The sequence below is a fragment of the Streptomyces sp. NBC_01431 genome, assembly GCF_036231355.1.
Lineage (GTDB): Bacteria > Actinomycetota > Actinomycetes > Streptomycetales > Streptomycetaceae > Streptomyces.
The window spans coordinates 472,105-494,547 of record NZ_CP109496.1; the positions used below are offsets into that span (position 1 = coordinate 472,105).

The 22,443-nt window shown below is 70.5% G+C and carries 17 protein-coding genes and 2 pseudogenes; 12 read left to right on the forward strand and 7 right to left on the reverse strand.

All coding sequences use genetic code 11. The annotated features are described in order from the left end of the window. Positions 1–3: 3 nt before the first annotated feature. On the reverse strand, positions 4–6,993 hold the full coding sequence (locus tag OG522_RS02420; protein ID WP_329461235.1) for an SDR family NAD(P)-dependent oxidoreductase: 6,990 nt from the start codon (positions 6,991–6,993) through the stop codon (positions 4–6). Between the two features lie 922 nt (positions 6,994–7,915). Here OG522_RS02420 and OG522_RS02425 point away from each other — a divergent pair. Next, positions 7,916–8,293, forward strand: a complete 378-nt coding sequence (locus OG522_RS02425) for a hypothetical protein (protein WP_329461236.1) — start codon at positions 7,916–7,918, stop codon at positions 8,291–8,293. A gap of 340 nt (positions 8,294–8,633) precedes the next feature. On the opposite strand, the gene OG522_RS02430 is transcribed toward OG522_RS02425, so the two are convergent. Further along, positions 8,634–9,935, reverse strand: a complete 1,302-nt coding sequence (locus OG522_RS02430; RefSeq protein ID WP_443074647.1) for an acyltransferase family protein — start codon at positions 9,933–9,935, stop codon at positions 8,634–8,636. 399 nt (positions 9,936–10,334) lie between these two features. Between OG522_RS02430 and OG522_RS02435 the strand changes: the two genes are divergently transcribed. The 3 genes from OG522_RS02435 to OG522_RS02445 are packed head-to-tail and all read left to right on the forward strand — an operon-like array spanning position 10,335 to position 12,627. Beyond that, positions 10,335–10,766 carry a GntR family transcriptional regulator gene (locus OG522_RS02435; protein ID WP_329467454.1) on the forward strand — a complete coding sequence of 144 codons (432 nt, stop codon included), beginning with the start codon at positions 10,335–10,337 and terminating at the stop codon, positions 10,764–10,766. Then, positions 10,763–11,674 (forward strand): ABC transporter ATP-binding protein, encoded by a 912-nt coding sequence (locus tag OG522_RS02440; RefSeq protein ID WP_329461238.1) that lies wholly within the window; start codon positions 10,763–10,765, stop codon positions 11,672–11,674. The genes OG522_RS02435 and OG522_RS02440 overlap by 4 nt, the downstream gene beginning before the upstream one ends. Further along, entirely contained in the window at positions 11,671–12,627 is a 957-nt protein-coding gene (locus OG522_RS02445) for a transporter (RefSeq protein ID WP_329461239.1), read from the forward strand. Before OG522_RS02440 ends, OG522_RS02445 begins: the two co-directional genes overlap by 4 nt. 308 nt (positions 12,628–12,935) lie before the next feature. On the opposite strand, the pseudogene OG522_RS02450 reads toward OG522_RS02445, so the two are convergent. Further along, a pseudogene (locus tag OG522_RS02450) lies at positions 12,936–13,474 on the reverse strand (phenolic acid decarboxylase). A 95-nt stretch (positions 13,475–13,569) separates the two neighbouring features. Here OG522_RS02450 and OG522_RS02455 point away from each other — a divergent pair. Then, positions 13,570–14,007: a MarR family winged helix-turn-helix transcriptional regulator gene (locus OG522_RS02455; RefSeq protein ID WP_329461240.1), complete on the forward strand. Its 438-nt coding sequence runs from the start codon at positions 13,570–13,572 to the stop codon at positions 14,005–14,007. Positions 14,008–14,283: 276 nt separating this feature from the next. Here the strand turns inward: OG522_RS02455 and OG522_RS02460 are convergent, their stop codons facing one another. Further along, the gene (locus OG522_RS02460; protein ID WP_329461241.1) at positions 14,284–15,486 is read right to left on the reverse strand and encodes an alpha/beta hydrolase family protein; all 1,203 of its coding nucleotides are present in this window, start codon (positions 15,484–15,486) and stop codon (positions 14,284–14,286) included. A gap of 113 nt (positions 15,487–15,599) precedes the next feature. On the opposite strand from OG522_RS02460, the gene OG522_RS02465 reads away from it, so the two are divergent. The 3 genes from OG522_RS02465 to OG522_RS02475 all read left to right on the forward strand — a co-directional run bounded on the left by OG522_RS02465 (position 15,600) and on the right by OG522_RS02475 (position 17,697). After that, the gene (locus tag OG522_RS02465) at positions 15,600–16,223 is read left to right on the forward strand and encodes a TetR-like C-terminal domain-containing protein (RefSeq protein WP_329461242.1); all 624 of its coding nucleotides are present in this window, start codon (positions 15,600–15,602) and stop codon (positions 16,221–16,223) included. Positions 16,224–16,507: 284 nt separating this feature from the next. Further along, positions 16,508–17,068 (forward strand): GNAT family N-acetyltransferase, encoded by a 561-nt coding sequence (locus OG522_RS02470; protein ID WP_329461243.1) that lies wholly within the window; start codon positions 16,508–16,510, stop codon positions 17,066–17,068. A 221-nt stretch (positions 17,069–17,289) separates the two neighbouring features. Then, positions 17,290–17,697 carry an amidohydrolase family protein gene (locus OG522_RS02475; protein WP_329461244.1) on the forward strand — a complete coding sequence of 136 codons (408 nt, stop codon included), beginning with the start codon at positions 17,290–17,292 and terminating at the stop codon, positions 17,695–17,697. Between the two features lie 407 nt (positions 17,698–18,104). On the opposite strand, the gene OG522_RS02480 is transcribed toward OG522_RS02475, so the two are convergent. Next, entirely contained in the window at positions 18,105–19,109 is a 1,005-nt protein-coding gene (locus OG522_RS02480; protein ID WP_329461245.1) for an IS3 family transposase, read from the reverse strand. 20 nt (positions 19,110–19,129) lie between these two features. After that, positions 19,130–19,513, reverse strand: a complete 384-nt coding sequence (locus tag OG522_RS02485) for a hypothetical protein (RefSeq protein ID WP_329461246.1) — start codon at positions 19,511–19,513, stop codon at positions 19,130–19,132. Between the two features lie 124 nt (positions 19,514–19,637). On the opposite strand from OG522_RS02485, the gene OG522_RS02490 reads away from it, so the two are divergent. Continuing rightward, positions 19,638–20,216: a GNAT family N-acetyltransferase gene (locus OG522_RS02490; RefSeq protein WP_329467455.1), complete on the forward strand. Its 579-nt coding sequence runs from the start codon at positions 19,638–19,640 to the stop codon at positions 20,214–20,216. 35 nt (positions 20,217–20,251) lie between these two features. Here OG522_RS02490 and OG522_RS02495 read toward each other — a convergent pair. Further along, a pseudogene (locus OG522_RS02495) lies at positions 20,252–20,398 on the reverse strand (arabinofuranosidase catalytic domain-containing protein); the annotation flags it as partial. A gap of 187 nt (positions 20,399–20,585) precedes the next feature. Here OG522_RS02495 and OG522_RS02500 point away from each other — a divergent pair. The 3 genes from OG522_RS02500 to OG522_RS02510 are packed head-to-tail and all read left to right on the forward strand — an operon-like array spanning position 20,586 to position 22,417. After that, a complete protein-coding gene (locus tag OG522_RS02500) occupies positions 20,586–21,254 on the forward strand; it encodes a DNA polymerase ligase N-terminal domain-containing protein (RefSeq protein ID WP_329461247.1) in 669 nt (222 codons plus the stop codon). Positions 21,255–21,260: 6 nt separating this feature from the next. After that, positions 21,261–22,271 carry a non-homologous end-joining DNA ligase gene (gene ligD / locus OG522_RS02505; RefSeq protein ID WP_329461248.1) on the forward strand — a complete coding sequence of 337 codons (1,011 nt, stop codon included), beginning with the start codon at positions 21,261–21,263 and terminating at the stop codon, positions 22,269–22,271. Then, the gene (locus OG522_RS02510) at positions 22,268–22,417 is read left to right on the forward strand and encodes a hypothetical protein (RefSeq protein WP_329461249.1); all 150 of its coding nucleotides are present in this window, start codon (positions 22,268–22,270) and stop codon (positions 22,415–22,417) included. Before ligD ends, OG522_RS02510 begins: the two co-directional genes overlap by 4 nt. The last annotated feature ends 26 nt before the right edge of the window (positions 22,418–22,443 follow it).

Sequence of the window (22,443 nt, forward strand, 5' to 3'; positions counted from 1 at the left end):
ATGTCACAAGGCCGATGCCGTGTAGACGACGGACGTGGCCGACTCGTCGCCCCAGGCCAGCTCCCGCAGCAGGGCCAGCGCGCCCTCCTCGCGGTCGATGAGGGCCACACCACGCCGGGCGTACTCGCGGGCGAGGTGCGGGGTGACCATGCCGCCGTGCACTCCGGACGGCGCCCACGGCCCCCAGTGCACGGTCAGCGCCCGCTGCCCGGTGCGCCGCGCCCACCGCTCGCCGAGGCTCGCGAGCGCGTCGTTGGCGGCGGCGTAGTCGCTCTGGCCGCGGTTGCCCAGTACGGCGGAGACGCTGCCGAACAGCACGGCCGTCCGGGGGCAGTGGGGCAGCGCCGACGCGGCGTCGAGCAGCGCGCGGGCGCCGTCCACCTTCGTCGCGTACACCCGCCGGAACGACTCGGGGTCCTTCTCCTCGATGAGCCGGTCCTCGATCACGCCCGCCGCGTACACCACCACATCGATGCGACCGTGCTCCGCCTGGATCTCCTTGACGGCCTGGGCCACGGCCGCGCCGTCGCACATGTCGGCGACGCGGTACGCGGCCTGGCTGCCGAGCCGCCCCAACCGGTCGAGGGTGTGGGCGACTTCACGGCCCGCGAGGACGTTCCTGACCTCGCGCTCGATCGCGGCGGGGGCCTGCTCGCCCCGGGCGGCGAACAGCGCCCGCAGCGCGGTGGCGTCGGTGGCGCCCGCGAGTTCCGGGGCCTCGGGCCCGGCGGGCAGCGGGGTCCTGCCGAGGAGCTCGATCCGGCAGTGGGAAGCCGCCGCCAGCGCCACGGCGAAGTCCGCGGTGATGCCGCGCGCGCCTCCGGCGAGCACGACCACGGAGTCCCGGTCGAGTCCGAGCGCCGCGGCTTCGGCGGCCCCGTCCCCGGCGGGCCCCGCACCGGTGTGCGCCAGGCCGCCGAGGCCGCGCTCCGCGAGCGCGTACCCGTACCGTCCGGCATCGGTGCGCACGACGACGGGGGCGTGGTCCTCGGCGTACAGCTCGGCCATCAGGAAGTCGGCCCGCCGAGCGGCGGTGGCCGCCGGGTCGAGGTCGACGACGCGGGCGGCGATGTCGCCGTACTCCCGCCCGATGGTCCGGAACAGGCCGTGCAGCCCCGCCCCCGCATTCTCTCCGGCGCCGGGCGCGGTCCTGCCGCAGATCAGCCAACGGGGTGCGAGGCGCAGGGCGGCCCGGAAGATCTCGAAGGCCCCGGGAAGCAGCGCCCCGGCGCCGTCGGACGGGGCTGCGGGGACCACGGCTCCCAGGTGGAAGACCCCGTCGAGGGGACCGTCGGCCTGGTCGAGTCGCCGGTCGGTTGCGTACGCGACGATCTCGGCGCCCCTGTCGACCAGCCGGGCTGCCAGTTCCTCGGCGGTCGAGCCGCCTCCGAGCAGGGCGAAGCGCCTGCCGTGGAGGTCCGGGTCCGTCGGGATGACCGGCAGGCCGAGGGGCGTCTCCTCAAGGAGGCAGCGGCGCGGGGCCACGCCCTGGGCGGGCTCGGGTTCGGGCGGAGCCGGGGCGGCCGACGCGGGCACGGCAGCGGCCGCTTCCGGCTCGGCCGGGCTCTCGTGCCCAGTGATCCACGCGGTGATCGCGGCGACCGTCCGGGCCCGGGACAGCTCCTCCATCTCCGCGTCGTCGAAGGTGCGGGTTCCCGCGAGGTGACGGGCCAGCTCACCGACGATCTCGGTGCGCTTGATGGAGTCGATGCTCAGGTCCGCTTCGAGGTCCAGATCGGGTTCGATCATGTCGGCCGGATAGCCGGTCCGTTCACTGATGACGGTGAGCACGGCCTGCTCGATGTCGACCACGACCGGACGTGGGGCCTCGGCGGCCGGAGCCTCCTCGGCCACGGCCAACTGCGGAGCGGCTTGCGTACGAGGAGGGAGAGGGGACACCGGTGGCGGGGAGGCGGCACCGCCCTGGGCCCCCAAGTGCGTGAGCAGAACGTCCCGTTGGGCCGCGACCAGCTCGCGTGTCGTACGCAGGAAGTCCGCGATGAGTTCGCGCTCGTCGTACTGGGAGTCGCTGTCGCGCATCACCGTCGTCGTCTCCAGACTGACCCGTCGGGCCGGTTTCAGGGCTCCGGGCAGCAGGTCGCCGGAGCGGGTGCGGACGAGTTGGCCGTCCACGGTCCAGCCGGGCGGCTCCGGCATTGCCGTCACCGCGCCCCGGCCCTGGAGGAGCCGTCCGGCGCGTACCGGCACACCCGCGACCGCGAGCCGCGCCAAAGACTCCAGCAGGCCGCGCAGCCCGGCGCCGGGGCGCGGCTCGCAGGCGACCGCCAGGTGTGGACGGTCGCCCAGGATCTGGCCGACGAGGCCGGTCAGCACCGTGCCCGGACCCGCCTCGACGAAGATCCGCGCCCCGGCCGCGTACATCGCCTCGACCTGTTCGGCGAAGCGCACCGGGGACCCGATCTGCGCGGCCAGTTCGGCACGTACGCCATCGGGCCGGGCCGGATAGACGGCGGCCGTCCGGTTGGCCCAGACCGGGAACTCCGGCACCCTGACCGGGTGCCGGGCCAGGACCGGGGCGAACCGCTCTCCCGCGCCCGCGACCAGGGGGCTGTGGAAGGCGCAGGCGACCGGGATGCGCCGCACTCCGTGTCCCGCGCCCCGGAGGTGCTCCATCGCCTCGTCCACCAGGGCGGTGGGGCCGGAGACGATGGTCTGCCGGGGGCCGTTGCGGTTGGCGGCCACGACCCGGCCGCCCAACCCGGCCCCCGCCAGGACGCGCTCCACGTCGGCGGGGGCGGCCGTGACCGCCGCCATCGCGCCGGGGTCGTCGCCGAGCGAAGCCAGGATCGACTCGGCCCGGTGGGCGCTCAGGTCGAGCAGCGCGTCCGGGGTCAGGGCTCCGGCGGCCGCCAGGGCCACCAGCTCCCCGTAGGAGTGCCCGCCCGCCATGTCGGGGCGTACACCTGCCCACTCCAGTACGTGACAGATCGTCAGGTCGACGATTCCGAGGGCTGGTTGCGCCATGCGCGTGTCCTTCAGCACCTCCTGCTGACGTTCGGCCGCACCCGAGTCGAAGGCTTGGGGCGGATAGAGCGCGGCTGCGTACGCCCCGCCCTGCCGCACCAGTTGCGCGGCCTCCGGGAACGCGACGAGGAGCTCGGCGAGCATGCCAGGGCGCTGGCTGCCCTGACCAGGGAAGAGAAAAGCGACCTTGGGGTCGATGCCGAGGCCGTCGGCATCGGAGGCGTCCGGCCCATCCACCCCGGGCCCCCCGGAGAACCTGCCCGACTCGGACCCTGCTGCCCCCGGCCCATCCGCCGCGAACCCGCCGGAAATTCGGCCCACCCCGGGCCCGTCCGTCCCCGGCCCATCCTTCCCGGGGCCGCCGGACTCGGACCCGGCTGTCCCCCGGCCATCCTTCCCGCGCCCGCCGGTAAATCCCCCCGTCCCCGGCTCGTCCGCCGAGTACACCCCCCGGCCCCGCTCCCCGTCCGCCGCCTTTCGCAGCAGCTCCCGCAGTTCACTCACGCTCTCCGCGACGACCGCGATCCGCACCGGGGCCGGACGGGTCGCGGCGCGCCGGGCCGCCACCAGCGCGGCGTCGCGAAGGCGGAGGCCCGCAGCCGGGCCGTCCAGCTCCCCGAGGAGCCACTGCGCCTCCCGTCCGGCCGCCGCAGCATCCGCGCCCCGCAACAGGAACAGTTCGGCCGGCCACGCCTCGTAACCCTGAGCCGGTGGCGCACCCGCGTCGTGGGCAGTGAGCACCGCGTGAAAGTTGGTGCCGCCGAAGCCGAACGCGCTGACCCCGGCGCTCCGTTCGGCCGCCGGGGTCGCCCACGGCCGAGCCTCGGCATGGAAGACGAACGGACTGGTGGCGGGGTCCCAGGCGGCGTTCGGCTCCTGGAGGTGGAGCGTGGGCGGAGTGATCCCGGTGTGCAGGGCCATCGCCGCCTTGATCAGGCCCGCCAGGCCCGCCGCGCACTTGGTGTGGCCCAGCTGGGACTTGACGGAGCCGAGGGCGCAGCCGCCCGGCGCCGCGCCCGACTCGGTGAACACATCCGTCAGCGTGGCCAGTTCGGTGCGGTCACCGACCACGGTCCCGGTTCCGTGCGCCTCGACCAGGCCGACCCTGGCGGGCGAGACCCCGGCCGCCCGGTAGGCCCGTTCCAGCGCGGCCCGCTGGCCTTCGGGCCGGGGTGCGGTGAGTCCGAGGGAGCGGCCGTCGCTCGCGCTGCCGATGCCCTTGACCACGGCGTACACGCGGTCGCCGTCCCGCTCGGCGTCGGCCAGGCGCTTCAGCGCCACGCAGGCCACCCCTTCGCCGAGCACGGTGCCGTCGGCACCGGCGTCGAACGTACGGGAGCGCCCGCGCGGGGAGAGAGCGCGGACGGAGGAGAAGAGCAGGTAGTCGTTGATCCCGTTGTGCAGATCGGCGCCGCCGCAGAGCACCATTTCGCTGGTACCGGCGGTGAGTTCCTTGCAGGCCACGTCCAGCGCGGCGAGCGAGGAGGCGCAGGCCGCGTCGACGGTGTAGTTGGCGCCGCCGAGGTCGAGGCGGTTGGCGATCCGGCCCGCGATGACATTGGCGAGCATGCCGGGGAAGGAGTCCTCGGTGAGTTTGGGCAACTGCTCCTCGACGGCGGGCGGCACCTCCCCCAGGTAGGCGGGCAGGACCGTGCGCAGGGTGGTCGCGCCGGAAAGGTCACTGCCGGACTCCGCCCCGAAGACCACGGACGTACGGGAGCGGTCGAAAGGCCGGTCGCCGTACCCGGCGTCCTCCAACGCCCTCCGGGCCGCTTCGAGGGCGAGCAGCTGTACGGGTTCGATGCTGCCGAGCGAGGCGGGCGGGATGCCGTACGCGAACGGGTCGAAGGGGATCGGCGGCAGAAAGCCTCCCCACCGCGACGCGGTGGTTCCGGCGCGCTCGCCTGTGGCGTCGTGGTAGATCTCCGGGTCCCAGCGGTCGGCGGGGACTTCGGTGACCGCGTCGACGCCGCCGACGACGTTCGCCCAGTACGTCGCCAGATCGGGGGCCTGGGGAAACATGCAGGCCATGCCGACGACAGCGATGTCGATCGGCTGCGCGGCAGGCTCTTCGACGACGCCCTCGGCAGCACCCAGAGCCTCGGCCAGCTCAGCCGCTCGCCGCTCGGCGAAGGCGGCGGCGCCCCGGCTCACGGCGTCGTGCAGCGCGCCGACGGTCGTGGCCGCCGAGCGCAGCACGGCCACCTCCCCGGCCATGAACATCCCGGCGTCGAGCTGGCGTTGCTCGGAGACCGGCCGCAGCTCGCCGCCCTCCCGATCCACCCCCTTGCTGGCGATCCGCAGCCGCCCGATGTTCAGCCGCTCCAGCTCCTCCCAGACCTGGCGGTCGGGGGTGCCGTCGGCGTGCAGACGCGTACGGGCGGCGGCGTAGTCGGCGGTGTACGGGCTGGCGACGCAGCGGGTGGCGTGGCCCGGGGCGCTCTCCAGGAGCGCGGTGGCCCCGGCGGCGATCACCTGGCGCTGGAAGACCGGCTGGATCGCGCCACACTCGACCGCCTCGGCCGTGAAGAGGTATGCGGTGCCCATGAGGACGCCGACCGCGACCCCGCGTGCGGCGAGCGGCGCGGTGAGCACGGCGGCCATGGCCGAGGAGCGTTCGTCGTGGATGCCGCCCGCGAGCAGCACCTGGAAGTCGCGCGCGGTGCCGGGCGCGCGAGCCACGTACTCCTCGACCACCGCCAACTGCGCTTCCCAGAGCGGAAAGCTGTTGCGCGGTCCCACATGTCCGCCGCATTCGGCGCCTTCGAAGACAAATCTGCGCATGCCCATGTCAATGAACTGTTTGAGCAGCGTATCGGACGGGACGTGCAGGAACGTCTTGATGCCTGCCGCCTCCAGGTCGGCAGCCTGGGAGGGGCGCCCCCCGGCGATGATGGCGTGCGCGGGGCGGACCGCTCGTACGGCCGCCAGTTGTTCGGCCCTGACCTTGCTGTCCGTGAAGCCGAGGATGCCCACGCCCCAGGGCCGATCACCCAGTTCGTCACGGGTCTGTTCGAGGAGGGCGCGGCTCTGCTCGCCGTCGGACAGAGCGAGCGCCAGCATCGGCAGCGCCCCTTCGCGCGCCACGGCCGCCGCGAAGCCTGCTCGGTCGCTGACCCGGGTCATCGGGCCCTGCACGAGAGGCAACCGGGTACCGAGGGCGTCCGCCATCGCTGAGCCCGCCGTCATGGTCCGCAGGCCAGCCTGATCGGCCACGGCGGCCAGAATGGCCTCGCGCACCCCACGCACAGCACCGGACACGGTGTCCCACCGCTCGGCGAACCGGGCGGCGAGGAACCCGTCCTGACCGACGGGGAGTTCGAGACCGGTGCGGGCATTTCGCAGCGCCCGCACGCCGTTGACGACACTGGTCTCCGACCCGTCCATCGTGCGCAGCGCGGCCGCCGCCTCGTCCGCGATCCCGGACTCCGCGAGCAGCGCGAGCTGAGTATCGAGGACGACCCCGGCCGCGCCGCCGACCACAGCGGCCGCCGCCGCGCGGGGGCCGATGCCCCCGCAGGCCCACACGGGGAGCTCGTACGCCGGGTCGGCGAGCAGCGCCTGGAGGAGCACGAACGTGCTCAGATCTCCGCTGCGACCGCCGCACTCGCTGCCGCGCGCCACGAGCCCGTACGCGCCGTCCGCGGCAGCCCGGCGTGCCTCCTCCCTGCCCTCTATCTCGGCCAACACCCGGCATTCATCGGCCAGTTGACTGATTTTCCAGTCGGCGTCGGCGGCGAGCAGCACCACCCGCGGGAGGGCGCCGCCGCACTCCTCGGCGACCTCTTCGGGTGTCAGTGCGCAGGACGGCCCGACGCGGACGGCGAACGCGCCCGCCGTCCAGCGCCGTACGCGCGCGAGCGCCTCTCTTGCACGGCGGTCGCCCGCCCCGAGATCCAGTACTCCGAGTCCGCCGGCCCGGCAGACCGCGGCGACCGGGCGCGGGTCGGGCAGGCCTAACGGGCTCAATCCGATGACAAGTTCAGGGTTCGGCGCTACGGGCGTCATGAACACTCCGAATCAGACCGATGAGGCCGGGAGGGGGGTGGCGACAGCGGTGACCCCCGGGGGATCGGGGGCGGCGGGGCCACCGGAGGACCAGGGGGCGGACCGTCCGACGGCACCGAGCCGCGGGTGGAGCTCGTACCACTGCCTGGACGTGCGCTGATACGGGGACGTGCGCTGCCGATATGGGGAGGTGCGGTGGCGCGGGGACGTGCGCTGACGCGGGGAGTTGTACTGCCGATACGGGGAGGTGCGCTGACGCGGGGACGTGCACTGGTGCCGGAACTCGTACCGCTGCCGAGAAGTGCGGTGGCGCTGGGTCACGCGGGGGCCGACTTTACCGATCGCGAGGAGCGGCTGCCAGGGCACCTTCCGCCCCGCCACCCCCGGTCGTCCCGGTCTCCCCATCGACTCCTCACCTTCTCTGACGTTCCGTCATATCTGACATGCCGTCACATTGCAATCGTTGCGAGCCTTCGGAGGCGGGGGTGCCTGGGTCTGCTTCGAGGACGAGGCAGGTCAGGGCCTGCGGCCACCCAAGGGCAGAGCAACATCCCCGCCGGCCTCCGCCCCGCCGCGCGGATCAGGCCGCCCCACGGCCGATGCTTCGCACGGCTCAAAGCCTGGCGGATCTTCCGCCAGGCCCACACCAGCCCCAACCGACTCACGTCAACACGGACACGCAGGAGGGCTTTCCCGGTGGTTCCTCGCCGCCTCGTCTCGCGTTGCCGCCCTGCCGAACTCCGAAGTCGCGTAATGATCGTTCGTCCCCCGGTGGACAGCGCACCGTCAACCGGGCGGCATCCGAACGTCCCTCGACCAGCACAACACGCGATCCTGATCCGCTAGCGTGCGGACTCCACGCATCTGGAAACTTGGGCGACACCGCGCCCTTCCGGGTTCCTGCTCAGAGGAGGACGCACGAATGGACAGCCTCACGAATGCTCTTGAGCAGGCGCTGGCGATCGGTGGGGCAGCAGGCGTGGCCATCGTCGATTTCCGGCAGCGCAGGGTCCTGGGCTCGCTCGACCGCGGCAGCGGCCTGGACATGGACAAAGTCGCCTACGGCGACAGCGACGTCATGCGCGCCAAGCTCTACACCCTGGAACTTCTCGGCTACACCCCCGACAGCGTCGAAGACATCCTCATCACACTCGACACCGAACTCCACATGATCCGCCCCCTGCCACGCCTGCGCGAAGGCGGCATCTTCATCTACCTCGTCCTTCAGCGCCACCACGCGCAGCCCCTCGACGAAATCCGCCAGCAACTGCGCGCCCTGGAACCCCTCCTGGAGCTGTAAAGCACGAGACAGGTGGTATGCCCTGCCCACGTGCAAAGCATCAACCACTGCCGAGCCGTGGGCGCGGGAGCGGCCCGTGACTGCGTGCGCGTCCAGGTGGGGAGCGATGGTCCAGCCCATCCCCGCGGCCGCGGGCGAGGTCGTCAGAGCCGGACGTCGCACAGTCCCCAGGGCTCACGCGGAGGAGATCGCGGTCCAGCGCGAGGCGGCGGCGACAGTCGTGAAACTGGGGGTGTGGATCTCCGACACCATGTCGAGGCGCGACAAACTCCCCCAGGAACAGCGCGCGGCAATGAAGAGTGCTGGGCATGGAATCGGCGTAGCAGGGGTCGTCACCAGATCACCGGTGGACGCCATGGCCGTGGGCGTAGGCACCGTCTACCTGATTGCAGCAGTGTGCCGAAGGCTCATTCCCGGCCTCGGGTGCCGATGGCGCGTCAGTGTCGGGTGCTGGTGTGTGCGGGTTGTCGGGAGCGAGCGGTGTGGGCCGGGCTTGCTCGGCGGGGGCGGGGTTGAGGGCGGTGGTGAGGTGGTGGCGTAGGAGGCGGCCGAGTTTGCGGTCGATCAGGCGGTTCAGGGTGGCGGCCAGGAGGACGGAGAAGAGGAGCCCGAGGGCGATGGAGGGGAGCAGACCAAGGCCGGGAGTGGTCTTGAGGATGCCGCGGGTGACGGGTATGCCCAGGCTTTGGTGGACGAGGTAGAAGGGGTAGGTCAGGGCGCCCGCGTAGATGAGAGTTCGCCACTGGAGGTGGCGCAGTGGGCCCCAGCCGGTCAGGGCGAGCAGGAGGAGGAAGCCGGTGAGGACGGCTGCGCTGATGGCCCAGTTGGAGGTGGCATGTGTGGCGACGCGGTCGTTGAGGACGGTCAGGGTGTAGCACCAGGCGAAGCCAGCCAGGAGCCACAGGAGCAGGTTGGGTCCGAAGCGGTGCATCAGGTAGAGCGCGAGTCCGGTGACGAAGAGTCCTGCGTACTGGCTGAGCAGGAGCTCGTCCAGGACGGTGGAGTGCAGTTCGCGGCCCATGGATGCCAGGACGAGCCAGAGGAACCCGAAGGCTATGGCGCGCCGGTAGGTCAGGCCGATCAGCAGCAAGGCGCCCATCAGGAGGTAGAAGCGGGCTTCCACCCAGAGCGTCCAGGCGACGCCGGCGGTGAAGTCCAGGCCGAGCGGGCTGGGAATCATGGTCAGGTTGCCGAGAGTTGTGCGCAGGTCCGTGGGCGCTCCTGATCGTTGTCCGGCAAGGACGGTGATGGCACCCGTGACGACGATGATCAGGACGACGGCCCAGTACAGCGGGAAGAGCCGGGAGATGCGGGAGACGGCGAACTGCGCCGGGGTGCGGCCCCAGCAGCTCATGCAGATGACGAAGCCGCTGATCAGGAAGAACGCCTCGACGCCGAGCCAGCCGTAGCCGCTGACCGCGTGGAGGAGGGGTGCTGCCCGCGGCAGGTCGTAGGCCTCGCCCCAAAAGTGCGGGGTCGGGGTGCCGAGGTAGTGGTAGGCCGCCACGGCTGCTGCTGCGAGCAGCCGCAGCCCGTCGACTCCGGCCAGGCGGCCGCCCCCGGCCGACGCACGAGATGTTCGCTGCCTGACGGCCTGGGCCGGCCGGCGCAGGCCGCGGGCCACTTCGCTAACTACGGACACGGGCATGGAAACTCCTGTGGCAGGGCGGCCGACCGAAGCGGGCTGCCGGTAAGGGAAAGGGAGGGGCACGCCGCCTGACCGCCGGGCGGCGGGGCCGGTATGCAGTACGCGTGGCGCCCGTGTCAGCGGCCGGGACGGTTCCGCCTGCCGCCGGCGGGCGCGCGAGCCACCATGCGGGTGGCCCAAGCCCGGCAGGAAGGGCCTGGACTGCCAGCCGGACAGCAGGCCGCGCAGGCCCGTGAGCAGCATGATTCGCCGGGCCGCTGCTACGTAGGTCAGCGCGACAGCGACGACCAGAGCCGCTCGGGTGGTGCTCCGGATTTTGACATCGCTGCCGTACCTCCATCATGCTTGTATTAATTCATTAATGGAAGCACACAGGAATCGTGGAAGGTGACCGTGGTCGAGTACCGGATCGACCGTGGCAGCGGCGTCCCGGCCTACGTGCAGATCATCGAGCAGACCGAACGGGGACTTCGGATGGGCACGTTGAAGGTCGGGGACAAATTGCCCACGGCCAGGGAGGTGGTGGCCGCGACCGCCATCAACCCCAACACCGTGCTCCGGGCCTACCGCGACATGGAGCAGTCCGGCCTGGTCGAACTGCGCCGCGGGCTGGGGACTTTCGTTACGCGGTCGCTGGCGCGGCCCGGCTCAGAGGACGACTCACCCCTGCGGGCGGAACTCACAGACTGGACAGCACGCGCGCGGGCGGCGGGATTAGAACGGGCCGACATCCTCGCCCTGGTCACAGCGGCTCTGGACATCCACGACAACGAGCAACACAGCCGCACCCCGCGCGACCGGGGGCGGAAAGAGGAGGACGCATGACCGGGCCTGACGCGACGCCCGCGCTGCGCGCTACGGGACTCGGATTCCGATACCGGGCACGGGGCGGCTGGACCCTGCGGGACTGCGAGTTCACCGTGCCCAGGAGCCGCATCACCGCCCTCGTCGGACGCAACGGCGCCGGCAAGAGCACCCTGCTGCACCTGGCCGGCGGCCTGCTGCGCCCCCGCGCCGGGGAGATACGCGTGCTGGACGCGGCACCTGGTACGTCCGAAGCCCGCACCCGCATCGCCCTGCTCACCCAGGGCAAGCCGCTCTACCCCCGTTTTACCGTGGCGGACACCCTGCGGATGGGCGAGAAGCTGAACGCCTCTTGGGACCAGACTGCCGCCGAGCAGACCGTCCGCGAGGGCGGGATCCCGCTCCCCGCCCGCGTAGGCGAGCTCTCCCCCGGGCAGCGCACCCGCGTCGCACTCGCGCTGGCACTGGGCAAGCGGCCCGAACTGCTGCTGCTCGACGAGCCGATGGCCGACCTCGACCCCGTGGCTCGAGGCGAGATCATGGCGGCGCTGATGGCTGAGGCCGCCGAGCACGGCACCAGCATTGTGCTGTCCTCGCACGTCCTGCCCGAACTGGAGCAGACCTGCGACTGGGTGCTGCTGCTGCGGAACGGACGCATCGAGTTGAGCGAGGACGCCGACACACTGCGCGACAACCACGCCGTGCTGACCGGCCACATCGACCAGTCCGGCACCCTGGCCGCATCGCACACCGTGATACACCGCCGGGTCAGTGGCAGACAGATGACCACCCTGGTGCAACAGCGCGGACCGCTGCGCGGCGACTGGCACGTCGAGCGGCCCAGCCTGGAGGACATCCTGATCAGCCACCTCCAAGCCGGTGGCACGATGGACGCCGTCACCGCCCACCGGACGGGGGCGACGGCGTGAAGGGCTCCCTCTGGCTCGCGTGGCGCCAGCAGCGCGTACTGATCGGCATCGGTGCGCTCCTCCTGACCGCCGCCGTGGCAATCGCGGCGTACTCCCACTCGGGCATGCTGGACGACCTGCGAAGTGGGCTGTTCGCCCACTGCGCCCCTGGACCGCTGCAATGCACTCGACCCGAAACCGGCCTGCCCCTGCTACTGGGCATCGAGCCGCTGAAGTACCTCGGAGTGCTGAACATCGCCCTGCCCGTCTTGATCGGCGTCTTCTGGGGCGCCCCGCTGCTGGGCCGCGACCGCGAACTCGGTACGTACCGCATGGTCCTGGCCCAAGGCGTGAGCCGCACCCAGTGGTTCGCGACGCGATTCGCCCTCGCCGCCACGACGACGGTAGCCCTCTCCGGGCTGCTCGCGGCAGTGTTCGCGTGGTGGTGGCGACCGGCCGCCAACCGGAGCTACGGCCTTTTCTGGTACGAGAACACGGCCCTGAGCGGCTCGGGCCCACGCGTCATGGCGGCCGCCCTGTTCGGCCTGGCGGCAGGCACACTGCTGGGTCTGCTGGTCCGCCGGGTCCTGGCCGCGATGGGCCTGTCCCTCCTGGTGACCGGGGCCGTGACGCTCCTGCTGGAGTGGACGCACAGGACACGCCTGCTCGTCCCCCCGCACACCTACACCAGCCCCGGCAGCATCCCCAAGCCGGCCATGGGTGAGAAGTGGTCGACCGGACACTACGGCCTGATCACAGCCTCCGGACGTCACGAGGACGTGATGAACTGCCCCTTCCCGTCGGGCGCCCAACTCAGCGAGTGCATGGCTCGGCACGGTTACGTCGCCCGTTTCTACGAAGCCAACCCGGCAGGCGACTACTGGGCCTTCCAGTGGACCGACACCGTCGTCCTCGGCGGCCTCGCCTTCCTGCTGACGGCTGTCACCATGCTGCTCCTGCGCCGCCGCGTCTGAGCGAGCCGCGGCCACGTCACCCGTCAACCCGTTGTGTCTGTCATCGTCCGTTGAGGGCTCTGGTCCAGTGACAGTACGCCCGATCACGCGGCTGCGGTTGGGCACACGAAGGTGGGCGGCGGAGGGGTGACCGCCGAGCCGGGCGAGCTCGTAGTCAGCTCCCCCCCAGGCCGACCCGGCCCTTCAAGAGGCCGCCCGGATCGCCTCACCCGTGGTGGATGACTCCGAACTCGAATGACGAATGCAGTAACAGGTCAGCGACGTCGGGGGCGCCCCGGAGATCGCGACGTGCGGCGCGGCGCGTGGGCTCAGTTGGTGCGGTTGGACCAGCCCTGCGGAAGGTCTCCCGGGGCGATGGAGATGAGGGTGTCGTCGTCGGCGCCGACGTGCTCGAAGAGGGTGATCTTCGCGAACTCGGGGACCACATATATCGGGTAGGTCGGGCCCTGGTCGCGGTACTTGCGCATCTCGTCCAGGTGGTCGTTCTGGTAGCAGCGGTGCGCTCGCCGTCCTCCTCGACCCAGTGCGGGAAGAAGATCACGCCGTGCAGGCGCCGCTTGGCGGGCATCACATTGACGGCGACCGAGGTGCCGGTGGGCTCATTCCAGGCGATCTTGTAGCTGTCGTCGTCCAGCTGGACGAGGTCGACCTGCTGGTCCTTGACCCAGCGGCCGCCGACCATGCCGCTGTGGATGCGGTAGTCGATGGTGGTGGCGTTCTTCACGTACATCTCGTACTGCCAGCCGTTGGCGTACGTGTAGATGAAGCGGTGGCCGACGATCCCGGACAGGTCCTGCGGCGGGACGGGGTTCTGGACGGTGGTCTCGTGTGCTCCGTTGCTGGTCATGTGTCTCCTCCTCGTGATGCTGTCGCAGTGGCGACACATTCATTTTGTCACAAAATTGTTTTGTGACAAAATGAGATCTCGGGCACAATGGAGCCATGGACACCGCGACCGAGTTCGGCCAACTGCTAGGCCCGCTACGCCGGGCCGTACTGCGCACACGCCGCTCCGACGACCTTCCCGACCTCCCCGAGGCCCAGATCGAGCTGCTGCGGGCCCTCTGCGGGACCGGTCCGCTCACCCCGCGCGAGGCCGCCGCCCGGCTGCGGGTCGCACCGTCCACCGTCAGCAACCTGGTCCGCGCGATGACCGCCTCAGGCCTCATCGAACGCACACCCTCGTCAACAGACCTGCGCACCGTCCACCTCGCGGCCTCCCCCAGGGCCGTCGACCTGCTGGACCGCTACGACCGCGTGAGCACCAGAGCACTGCAGGGCGCACTGGACCAACTCACCCCACAGAGCCGAGAAGCCATCGACCGCGCCCTGCCCGCACTCGCCGAGTTGCTCGCCACACTGGAGGACGGACACGGCTGAACGCCGTTGTGCCGTTGCGCAGTCCGAGAGCAACTCGACAACGTAGGACGCCGAGTTCAGGTCGACGCCGGGCAGATCGCGCCCCCTGACCGGTACCGGCTGTGCGGTCACTCCTGCTTGGTGGAATCGACACTGACGGCGGATTGCCGTGACTCACGGTCAACGGCCAGACACTGACGGGCTGGATCGCCGTCGAGTTGGATCGCTGGCGACTTGGATGGCCGGTGCCGTCCGGGAACCTGCCCTCCAGCGGCCCCCACGCCTGGGGTACAGCACTCAAGCCGACGCCAGGGTGCCGTCGAGCCAGTCGAAGGTGACTTGGTGGAAGCGGGACATGGCACCCATGTGGCAGTGCTCCCCCGCGCCCTCGGACTCGCGGAGGGTGACCAGAGTGTGCGGGCAGGTCAGGGCGGCCTGGACGCGCTGGGGCTGGCCGCGGAAGAACTGGTCGTCCTCGGCGTCCAGGATGAGGGTGGGGCAGTCGATGAGCTGGGCGACGCCGTCGAGGGTGTAGTCGGCGGTCCGGCGGATGTAGTCCGCGACCGAGGCGGCGCCGAACGCCCACACGCCATTGCGCAGGGCCCAGCGGAGTTGGGTGCTGGCCTTCATGAGCAGGCCCACGACGGGGTTGGCGAGGTCGTCCCGTCCGGTCTCGACCCACTCCCGCAGGAACGGCGGCATGGCCTGGGTGTGCGCGTCGTAGTAGTTGTAGAGGCCGTCGTCCAGGATCAGGGCGGCCAGGCGGTGTTCGTGGGCGGCGGCTCGGGCGGTGAGGTAGCCGCCGAGGCTGTACCCCAGGAGAGCGAGCCGATCGGGAGCGATCTCGGGGCGGGTCAGCGCGTAGTCGACGACGGGGGTGACGACGGCTTCCCAGTCCGGGCGGAAGACCAGTTGCTGCTCGCGCAGCACAGCTCCCTGGCCGGGCCCGTCGTAGGCGAGCACGTTGTATCCACGGCGCAGCGCGGCTGCGGCGACGGCGAAGTAGGCCTCCTCCAAGGTGGAGTCGAAGCCACTGGTGAAGATGAGGGTGGGGCGGGGAGCGCCGGAGTCGTCTACGAGGAAGAGGTAGCCGGGCAGGCTGGTGTCCTCGTAGGGAATGCGCACGGCCTCGACGGGGGTGTCCATCAGGGCAGCGGCGGCCGCGAAGGTCTCGCGGGAGAGCGTGGACAGGAGCTTGGCCTCGGGGTCGTTGGCAGGGTCGTCGCGACGGTAGAACTCGGCGGTGCGGTAGTAGTTCGAGGCGCGCAGCAGAGCCTCGCGGGCGCTGACCCGGTGCCCGTCCGCCTGGGCGCGGGTGGCGATGGCGTGGACGCGCTGCGCGGTGCTCTTCCACTCGCGTAGCCACGCCTCTTCGTCTCCCTCGCTGATGTTGCGGACGGTGGCGATGACCTCGCCCAGGTCGGCGCCGCCGTCGTTGGCGAATCCGGCCGCGCGCAAAGTCTCGAAGGAGAACGACTCGTCCTCGAACAGGAATCGCATGGTGAGCCCCAATCGAATTGTCGAGACGGATACGTTCCGTCTCGACTACTGCCAAGACTCTAGGCCTCACCTAGCCGAGACGCAACCGTTCCGCCTGGTGGTAAATTCGGGGCATGCCCAGCTCCTCCGCGTCTCAGGCCCCCGCCCCTGATCCCGACCGTCGGCCCCCCGGGGGGCCCGTACTCCAGGACTCGGTGACCGAGGCGATCTCAGCCGCCTTCTTCGAGGAACTGGCGTCGGTCGGCTACGCGCGACTCTCCCTGGAAGCGGTCGCCAAGCGGGCCGGGGCGGGCAAGGCCGCCATCTACCGCCGCTGGCCATCCAAGCTGGAGATGACCGTCGCCCTGGTCTCCGCGGTGGCCGTGGACGCACCCGAGGTCGCCGACAGCGGCACCCTGCGCGGCGACGTGCTCGCTTTCCTCACCGAGCTCGCCGGCGCATTGCGACACCGGCTCATTTCGAAGATCATCCCCGACCTGGTCGCCGAGGGCACCCGTAACCCCGAGTTGGGGCAGGCACTGTTCACCGCTGTCCGCGATGCCCGGCGCATCAAGGCCACCCACATGCTTGAACGAGCGATCGAGCGCGGCGAACTCCCCGCGGACGTGGACCGCGAATTCGCGCTCGACCTCCTCGCGGGCCCGCTCTACTGGCGCCTCGCGGTCGTCCACACCCCGACCGCCCCCGACTACCTCGACCGCCTCGCCGACAAACTCCTCGCCGCCTTCATTGCCTGACCACCTGGCGGCGGACGGGCATCGACAGCACGTGGTACGGGCGAGGAGTGGTCGGCCGGGTACGGCGAAGTCCTCGCCGGCCACTTCGCCTTCGGAGACTGGAGAGGACCATGTGACGAACCGCGCGACTGATCAGGGTGGGGCACTCCAGCGGATCCCCATCTCCGCGCGAGGGCAGGACCGGAGAGGGATCCCCTCACCCATTCCCAGCGGGGAAGTCCCCCTGACCGGCCCGCCACCGATATCCGGTGGCGCACACAGCAGCCTGTAGTGAAGATCGCGCCATGCATGCCTTCCTGGAAACCGAACAGCTCGTGCTGCGCCCGTTCACCGACGCCGACGCCGACGGCCTGTTCGCGCTGGACAACGACCCCGACGTCATGCGCTTCATCAACGGCGGCCGGCCGGTGAGCCGGGGGGCGATCCATACGCAGACCCTGCCGCGGCTCCTCCACGACTATCCGTGCTTCGGTACCCGCGGCTACTGGGCCGCCGAGGAGAAGACCACCGGGGCCTTCCTGGGCTGGTTCGAGTTCCGCCCCCTTGACGAGCACAGTCCCGCCGTGGTCGAACTCGGCTACCGGCTGAACAAGGCCGCCTGGGGCAAGGGCCATGCCACAGCGGGATCGAGGGCCTTGATCAGCAAAGGCTTCACCGCCCTCGCGGTGGAGCGGGTCACCGCGAACACCATGGCCGCGAACACACGGTCCCGGCGCGTGATGGAGAAGGCGGGACTGTCATTCGTCCGGCACTTCACCGGAGACTGGCCAGAGGCGATCGCAGGATCCGAACACGGCGAAGTCGAGTATGACCTCGCCCGGACCGACTGGGAACAGCGTCGGTAGCCGCCAGTTGTGCGGTCTGAGCCGAGGTCTCCGTTCCACACAGTTCCCAGGTGCTCCACAGTCATCCACAATCCTTGACTACTGCTCAGCGAGTGCCCATCGCCCCACAAGCGAGAGTTCCGTGACGCACGGGATCCTGACGCCCGACATCCGGCCTCAGGTTTGTGGGTTCTCGGTGGCGGCAATCGTCTGGCGCAGAATGCGGTGGATGACGGGCAGCGGTGATCGACCCGGTGCTCCGGGCGGCGGCCGATCATGGCGGGCTGCCCGTGGTCGTGCACGGATTCGCCCCGACGACGGCGGACGATCTGGTAACTCTGTCGGCGCTCGCCGGCCGGTACCCGACGGTTCCGCTGGTGGTCAGCCAGCTCGGGGGGCTGAACTGGATGCAGGCTGTCGAGCTGGTCCGGGACACTCCGAACATGTACCTGGAACTGTCCACGGCCAACGTCGTTTTCGCGGTCCGGCTGGCCATCAAGGAGATCCCGGACCGGACCCTGTTCGGTTCCGATGCCCCGTACGGGGATCCGGTTCTCACCCGGGCGATGGTGGAGCGGGTCACAAGCCCGGGTGAGATACGCGACCGCGTGCTCGGCGGGACGATCGCCGAATTGGCCGGTCTCGCGTGACCTGACCTGTCGGGGACCTTGGGGTGGTCGAGGTCAACTGCCGGAGCCCAGCGGGAGTTCGATTACGGATGATCGGCTCCAGCCGGGTCAGGTCGCGTACTGCGGCCAGGTCGTGCGTGAAGTCGGTTCGCTGCATGGTGCGTTCGCGTACGAGTCGAGCCTTCTTCAGGCGCGCGAGCACGAGGTGAGGCGCGGAACCCCTTACGCGTCCAGCCTCATCACAGGCGTGACGAGCCGCCTCCGTGGCCTGGGCATCGCCACATGGCTACGCTGGCGAGATGGCTAGACGCCCGGTCGCAGGAGGCGGACGTGGTGATGGACGCGCTGGTCCGCCACGGATTCCTGTACCGCGAACCGGTCGGCGCCCGACAGCGGAAGATTTCAAGTCCAGTGAGACGGTCGTGACGCTATGAGGTTTGTGGTGCGGGTTCCTGGTGCTTGGCCGGGTCGTTGATCCATGCCGTCTGGGGTATCTCGGGTGGTCGGGGGCGGCGGCCGAAGCGTTCGGGGTGGCGGGCGTATGCCTCGGCGAGGGTGACCGCGCGCTGGTCGCGGACCTCCTCGGCGGTTCCGAAGTGGACGGAGGCGGGGGTGTGCCAGCCGATGCCCGAGTGCCGGTGCTCGTGGTTGTAATACGCGATGAACGCGTCGAACCATTCGCGGGCGTGGGCCAGCGAATCGAACCGCTCGGGGTAGTCCGCCATGTACTTCGTGGTCTTGAACTGGGCCTCGCTGTAAGGGTTGTCGTTGGAGACCTTCGGCCGCGAGTGTGACCGCGTCACGCCCAGATCGATCAGTAGTTGGGAGACCTTCTTCGACGTCATCGAGGTGCCGCGGTCCGCGTGCACGGTCTGGGGAACGATGCCGTTGCGGGCGATGGTCTCGCGGAGCAACTCCTCGGCCCGCACCGCTGATTCGGCTCGCTCGACGGTGTGGCCGACGATGTACCGGCTGAAGATGTCGATGATGACGTAGGCGTGATACCAGACGCCCTTGACCGGTCCGGCCGCCTTGGTGATGTCCCAGGTGAACACCTGCGAGGGTCCGGTGGCGACCAGCTCGGGCACTGCCTTGGCGGGATGGGTGGCCTGCCGTCGGCGCTCGCCGGACTGGTCCTGCTCGCGCAGGATCCGGTACATCGTCGAGACGGAGCAGTGGTAGCGCCCGGCATCCAGCTCGCGGGCCCAGATTTGTGCGGGCGCCAGCTCGGCGTACTCGTCGCCGTTCATCAACTCCAGTACGGCGGCCCGCTCTTCGGCCGTCAGTGCCGACGGCTGCATCTGCGGGGCACGTGCTCTGCGTGGTGGTGCCGGCCGGAGCTGGCGGTAGTGCGTGGCGCGGGAGCGGCCGGTCAGCCGACAGGCGGCCGTGATGCCCAGCTGAGTCTCGACGCCGGTGAACGCCTCGTCCACGACAGGGTCGGCGGCAGGCTTCAGTCCGCGCTCTCGGAGATCATTTCCAAGAGCGCGGAAGCTTTTCCCATAACTTCCAGCGCGGCCTTGTTCCGGGCCAGTTCCTTCTCCAGCCGTTCCACCTGGCGACGCAGCTTCTCGTTGTCTGCCTCGGCGGCCGACTTCTTCGGACGGGCCGGGCTGGTGCGCTTGTCGACCAGCTTTTCCAGGGCCCCGGCATCCCGCGCAGCCCGCCATTCCTTGACATGCGAGTGGTACAGGCGCTCGCGGCGCAGGACCGCGCCCTTCTCGTTCTTGGGTGCGGCGTCGTACTCAGCCACGATCCGCAGCTTGTACTCCGGGCTGAACGTGCGGCGCTTTGGCCTGGGAGCCGGGTCGGATCCGGCGGGCTTGGTGCTGGTCATGAGGGGGTGGCTCTCCTGTCGTGCCCTCTCAGGCTAACCCGCCGAAGCGGAACGTCTCACCCAAGGCTGACAGAGAGGGCAGAAACAGCCGAGGTATCTCACCCAAGGTCAGGAGTTGAGCCAGGTGGAACCGCTCCAGATCACCGGCGACAAGTCGCTCACGGCGCGTCCCATGCTGCCGGAGGACGAACCCGCCGCGAGTCGCGTGCTGGCGGCCTGCGAGGACCATTTCCTCGCGGCCACCGGTTCTCCCGCCCTGGCCGCCGACGTACAGAGCCTGTACTACTCCCTGCCGGACTGTGCCGACTTCGAACAGAAGCACCTGCTCGTCCTGTGCGACGGGGCAGAGGTGGTGGGCGTGGTCGACGCCGTCGCGGGCTGTCCCGACGCGCGCAGCTGTTCGGTGGGGCTGTTCCTCCTCACCCCCAAGGCCCGCCGTAAGGGCATGGGCACGCTGGTGGCCCGGCACCTGCTCCGGGAGGCCGCGGCCCGGGGACTGCGACGGGTGACCGCCACCTGTCCGCAAAGCTGGACGCCCGGCTTGGCGTTCCTTGAGAAGCTGGACTTCGAGGTGCACCCACCGCGACAGAAGACCGCCTCGACAGTGGGTAACCGGCGTGGTTCCGCCACCGAGAGGGACTTGTGCACCGCCGTCCGGGAAGAGCACGAGCCCCCGCGCGGTGTCGGCCAACACGACAGGTAGCCACGATGTACTTGGCCGCACTGTCGGGAGGCCCACTTCACCTGGTGGAGCGGGCTGTTGTAGGCGGAGATGAAGGCGCGTGTGGTGCTGTGGGCGGCGAGGCACGGGGGGTCGGCGCTGCCGTAGATGTCGCAGGGTGAGGGCGAGGCGGCCTGTGACGCGCCCGGCAGCACCAGCAGCATGCCGAGCACGACGGACACAACGGCGAGGCAGCGCCGGCTCCTTCCCCGTCACACAGAGCCACCGCCACAGCGAGCTGGTGCCCACGACACCACCGCGGGCCATGATGGGAGGAGGAGCGTGCATGACCGGTGCGGTGAGGGGCACACACACTCGCACAGGCCCGCCGACCGAGAGAGGGAGGTCACGGTGGGTGAGAAGGACGGCTTGCGGACCTACCGCGGGAAGCGGCACTTCGACAAGACGAGCGAGCCGCGCGGCGAGAGCTCCGAGGGAGCAGAAGCGTGCGGCGACGGCAGCGAGCCCACGTTCGTGGTGCAGATCCACGACGCAAGCTCCCTGCACTTCGACTTCCGTCTGGAGGTCGACGGTGTACTCAAGTCCTGGTCGATTCCCAAAGGGCCGTCCACCGATCCGCGTGACAAGCGACTCGCCATCCCCACCGAGGACCACCCCTTGGACTACCGGGACTTCGAGGGAGTGATCCCCCGGGGCGAGTACGGCGGTGGGACCGTCATCGTCTGGGACCGCGGCACGTATCGGCCCACCAGCCACGACAAGCGCAACCGTCCGGTGCCCTTCGCGGAGGCACTGGACAACGGCCATGCCACGTTCGACCTGCACGGAGAGAAGCTTCACGGACAGTACGCGCTGACCCGGTTCCACGGTCGCGAGGAGGCGAGCGAGGGACCGGCCCGGAAACCGACGTGGCTGCTGGTGCGGACCGGCTCGGGCCGCGGCGCCCGCGGCGGCGGCACCCCCGACCCGCGGCGGGCCCGCTCGGTACGCAGCGGCCGTACGCTGCGCCAGCTGGCACAGGCACCGGACGCCGAGACGTGGGACCCGGAACGGCGGTGATCGGGAGTGACCGGCCTGCTGGACACGTTGCCGCCCGAGTTGGCCGACCGCACGACGGAGGCGGCGCCGGGCGTGGAACTGGCGGCGTCACCGATGCTGGCGACGCTCAGCGACCGCCGTGACTTCGCCGGGGGCTGGGTCTTCGAGCGGAAGCTGGACGGCATCCGCGTCCTCGCGGTGCGGGAAGGGGGCAGGGTCACGCTCCGCTCCCGTTCGGGGCGACGGCTCGATGCCACATATCCGGAGATCGTCGACGCGCTCGCCGCCCAGAACTGCGCGGACTTCACGATCGACGGCGAGATCGTCGCCTACTCACACGGCAGGACGGATTTCGCCCGGCTCCAGCAGCGCATGGGACTCACCCGCCCCGCGGACGTGGCCGCGAGCAATGTGGCGGTGACGTATTACGTCTTCGATCTGCTGCGCCTGGAGGCCACGGACGTGCGGCACCTGCCGCTGCGCACCCGCAAGTCCCTGCTGCGACGCGCCCTGACGTTCGCGGCGCCGCTGCGGTTCACCACGCATCGCAACGAAGGCGGCCCCGAACTGCTCGATGACGCCTGCCGACGGGGCTGGGAGGGGCTCATCGCCAAGCGGGCCGACAGCACGTACCGGACGCGCCGTTCCAAGGACTGGCTCAAGCTGAAGTGTGCCCAGGGCCAGGAATTCGTCGTGGGCGGCTTCACGGAACCGGCGGGCAGCCGGGAGGGAATCGGAGCCCTGCTCATCGGCTACCACGCGGACGGACTGCTGCACTACGCGGGCAAGGTCGGCACCGGATTCGACCGGCGCACCCTGCTCGACCTGCGGCACAGGCTCGACGGACTGCGAGCCGCCGACTCGCCCTTCGCGGACCGTCCCGCACTGCACGGCGCGCACTGGGTACGGCCGCGGCTCGTGGCGCAGATCGCCTTCGCGGAGTGGACGCGCGACGGCCTGCTGCGGCACCCCCGCTATCAAGGACTGCGGGACGACAAGGAACCGGCCGACGTCATCAGGGAGCACCCCAAGCCATGACCGACCACAGGAAAGTGATGCGGGCCCTGGCTGCGCGGGTACGGCAGACGTACGCGGGCGACACCCCGCGCACCGAACTGGCAGTGCTCAACCGGGCCGCGCTCGACCGGAAGGCGGCGGAAAACTGCCTGGCGCGGGCCACCTGAACCGGACCGATCCCCCCTACAAATTA

Bases quoted from the DNA above. Each gene is read 5' to 3' on its own strand.
- OG522_RS02420 (WP_329461235.1), bottom strand. From the start codon at position 6,993: ATGACGCCCGTAGCGCCGAACCCTGAACTTGTCATCGGATTGAGCCCG.
- OG522_RS02425 (WP_329461236.1), top strand. From the start codon at position 7,916: ATGGACAGCCTCACGAATGCTCTTGAGCAGGCGCTGGCGATCGGTGGG.
- OG522_RS02440 (WP_329461238.1), top strand. From the start codon at position 10,763: ATGACCGGGCCTGACGCGACGCCCGCGCTGCGCGCTACGGGACTCGGA.
- OG522_RS02455 (WP_329461240.1), top strand. From the start codon at position 13,570: ATGGACACCGCGACCGAGTTCGGCCAACTGCTAGGCCCGCTACGCCGG.
- OG522_RS02460 (WP_329461241.1), bottom strand. From the start codon at position 15,486: ATGCGATTCCTGTTCGAGGACGAGTCGTTCTCCTTCGAGACTTTGCGC.
- OG522_RS02465 (WP_329461242.1), top strand. From the start codon at position 15,600: ATGCCCAGCTCCTCCGCGTCTCAGGCCCCCGCCCCTGATCCCGACCGT.
- OG522_RS02470 (WP_329461243.1), top strand. From the start codon at position 16,508: ATGCATGCCTTCCTGGAAACCGAACAGCTCGTGCTGCGCCCGTTCACC.
- OG522_RS02485 (WP_329461246.1), bottom strand. From the start codon at position 19,513: ATGACCAGCACCAAGCCCGCCGGATCCGACCCGGCTCCCAGGCCAAAG.
- OG522_RS02510 (WP_329461249.1), top strand. From the start codon at position 22,268: ATGACCGACCACAGGAAAGTGATGCGGGCCCTGGCTGCGCGGGTACGG.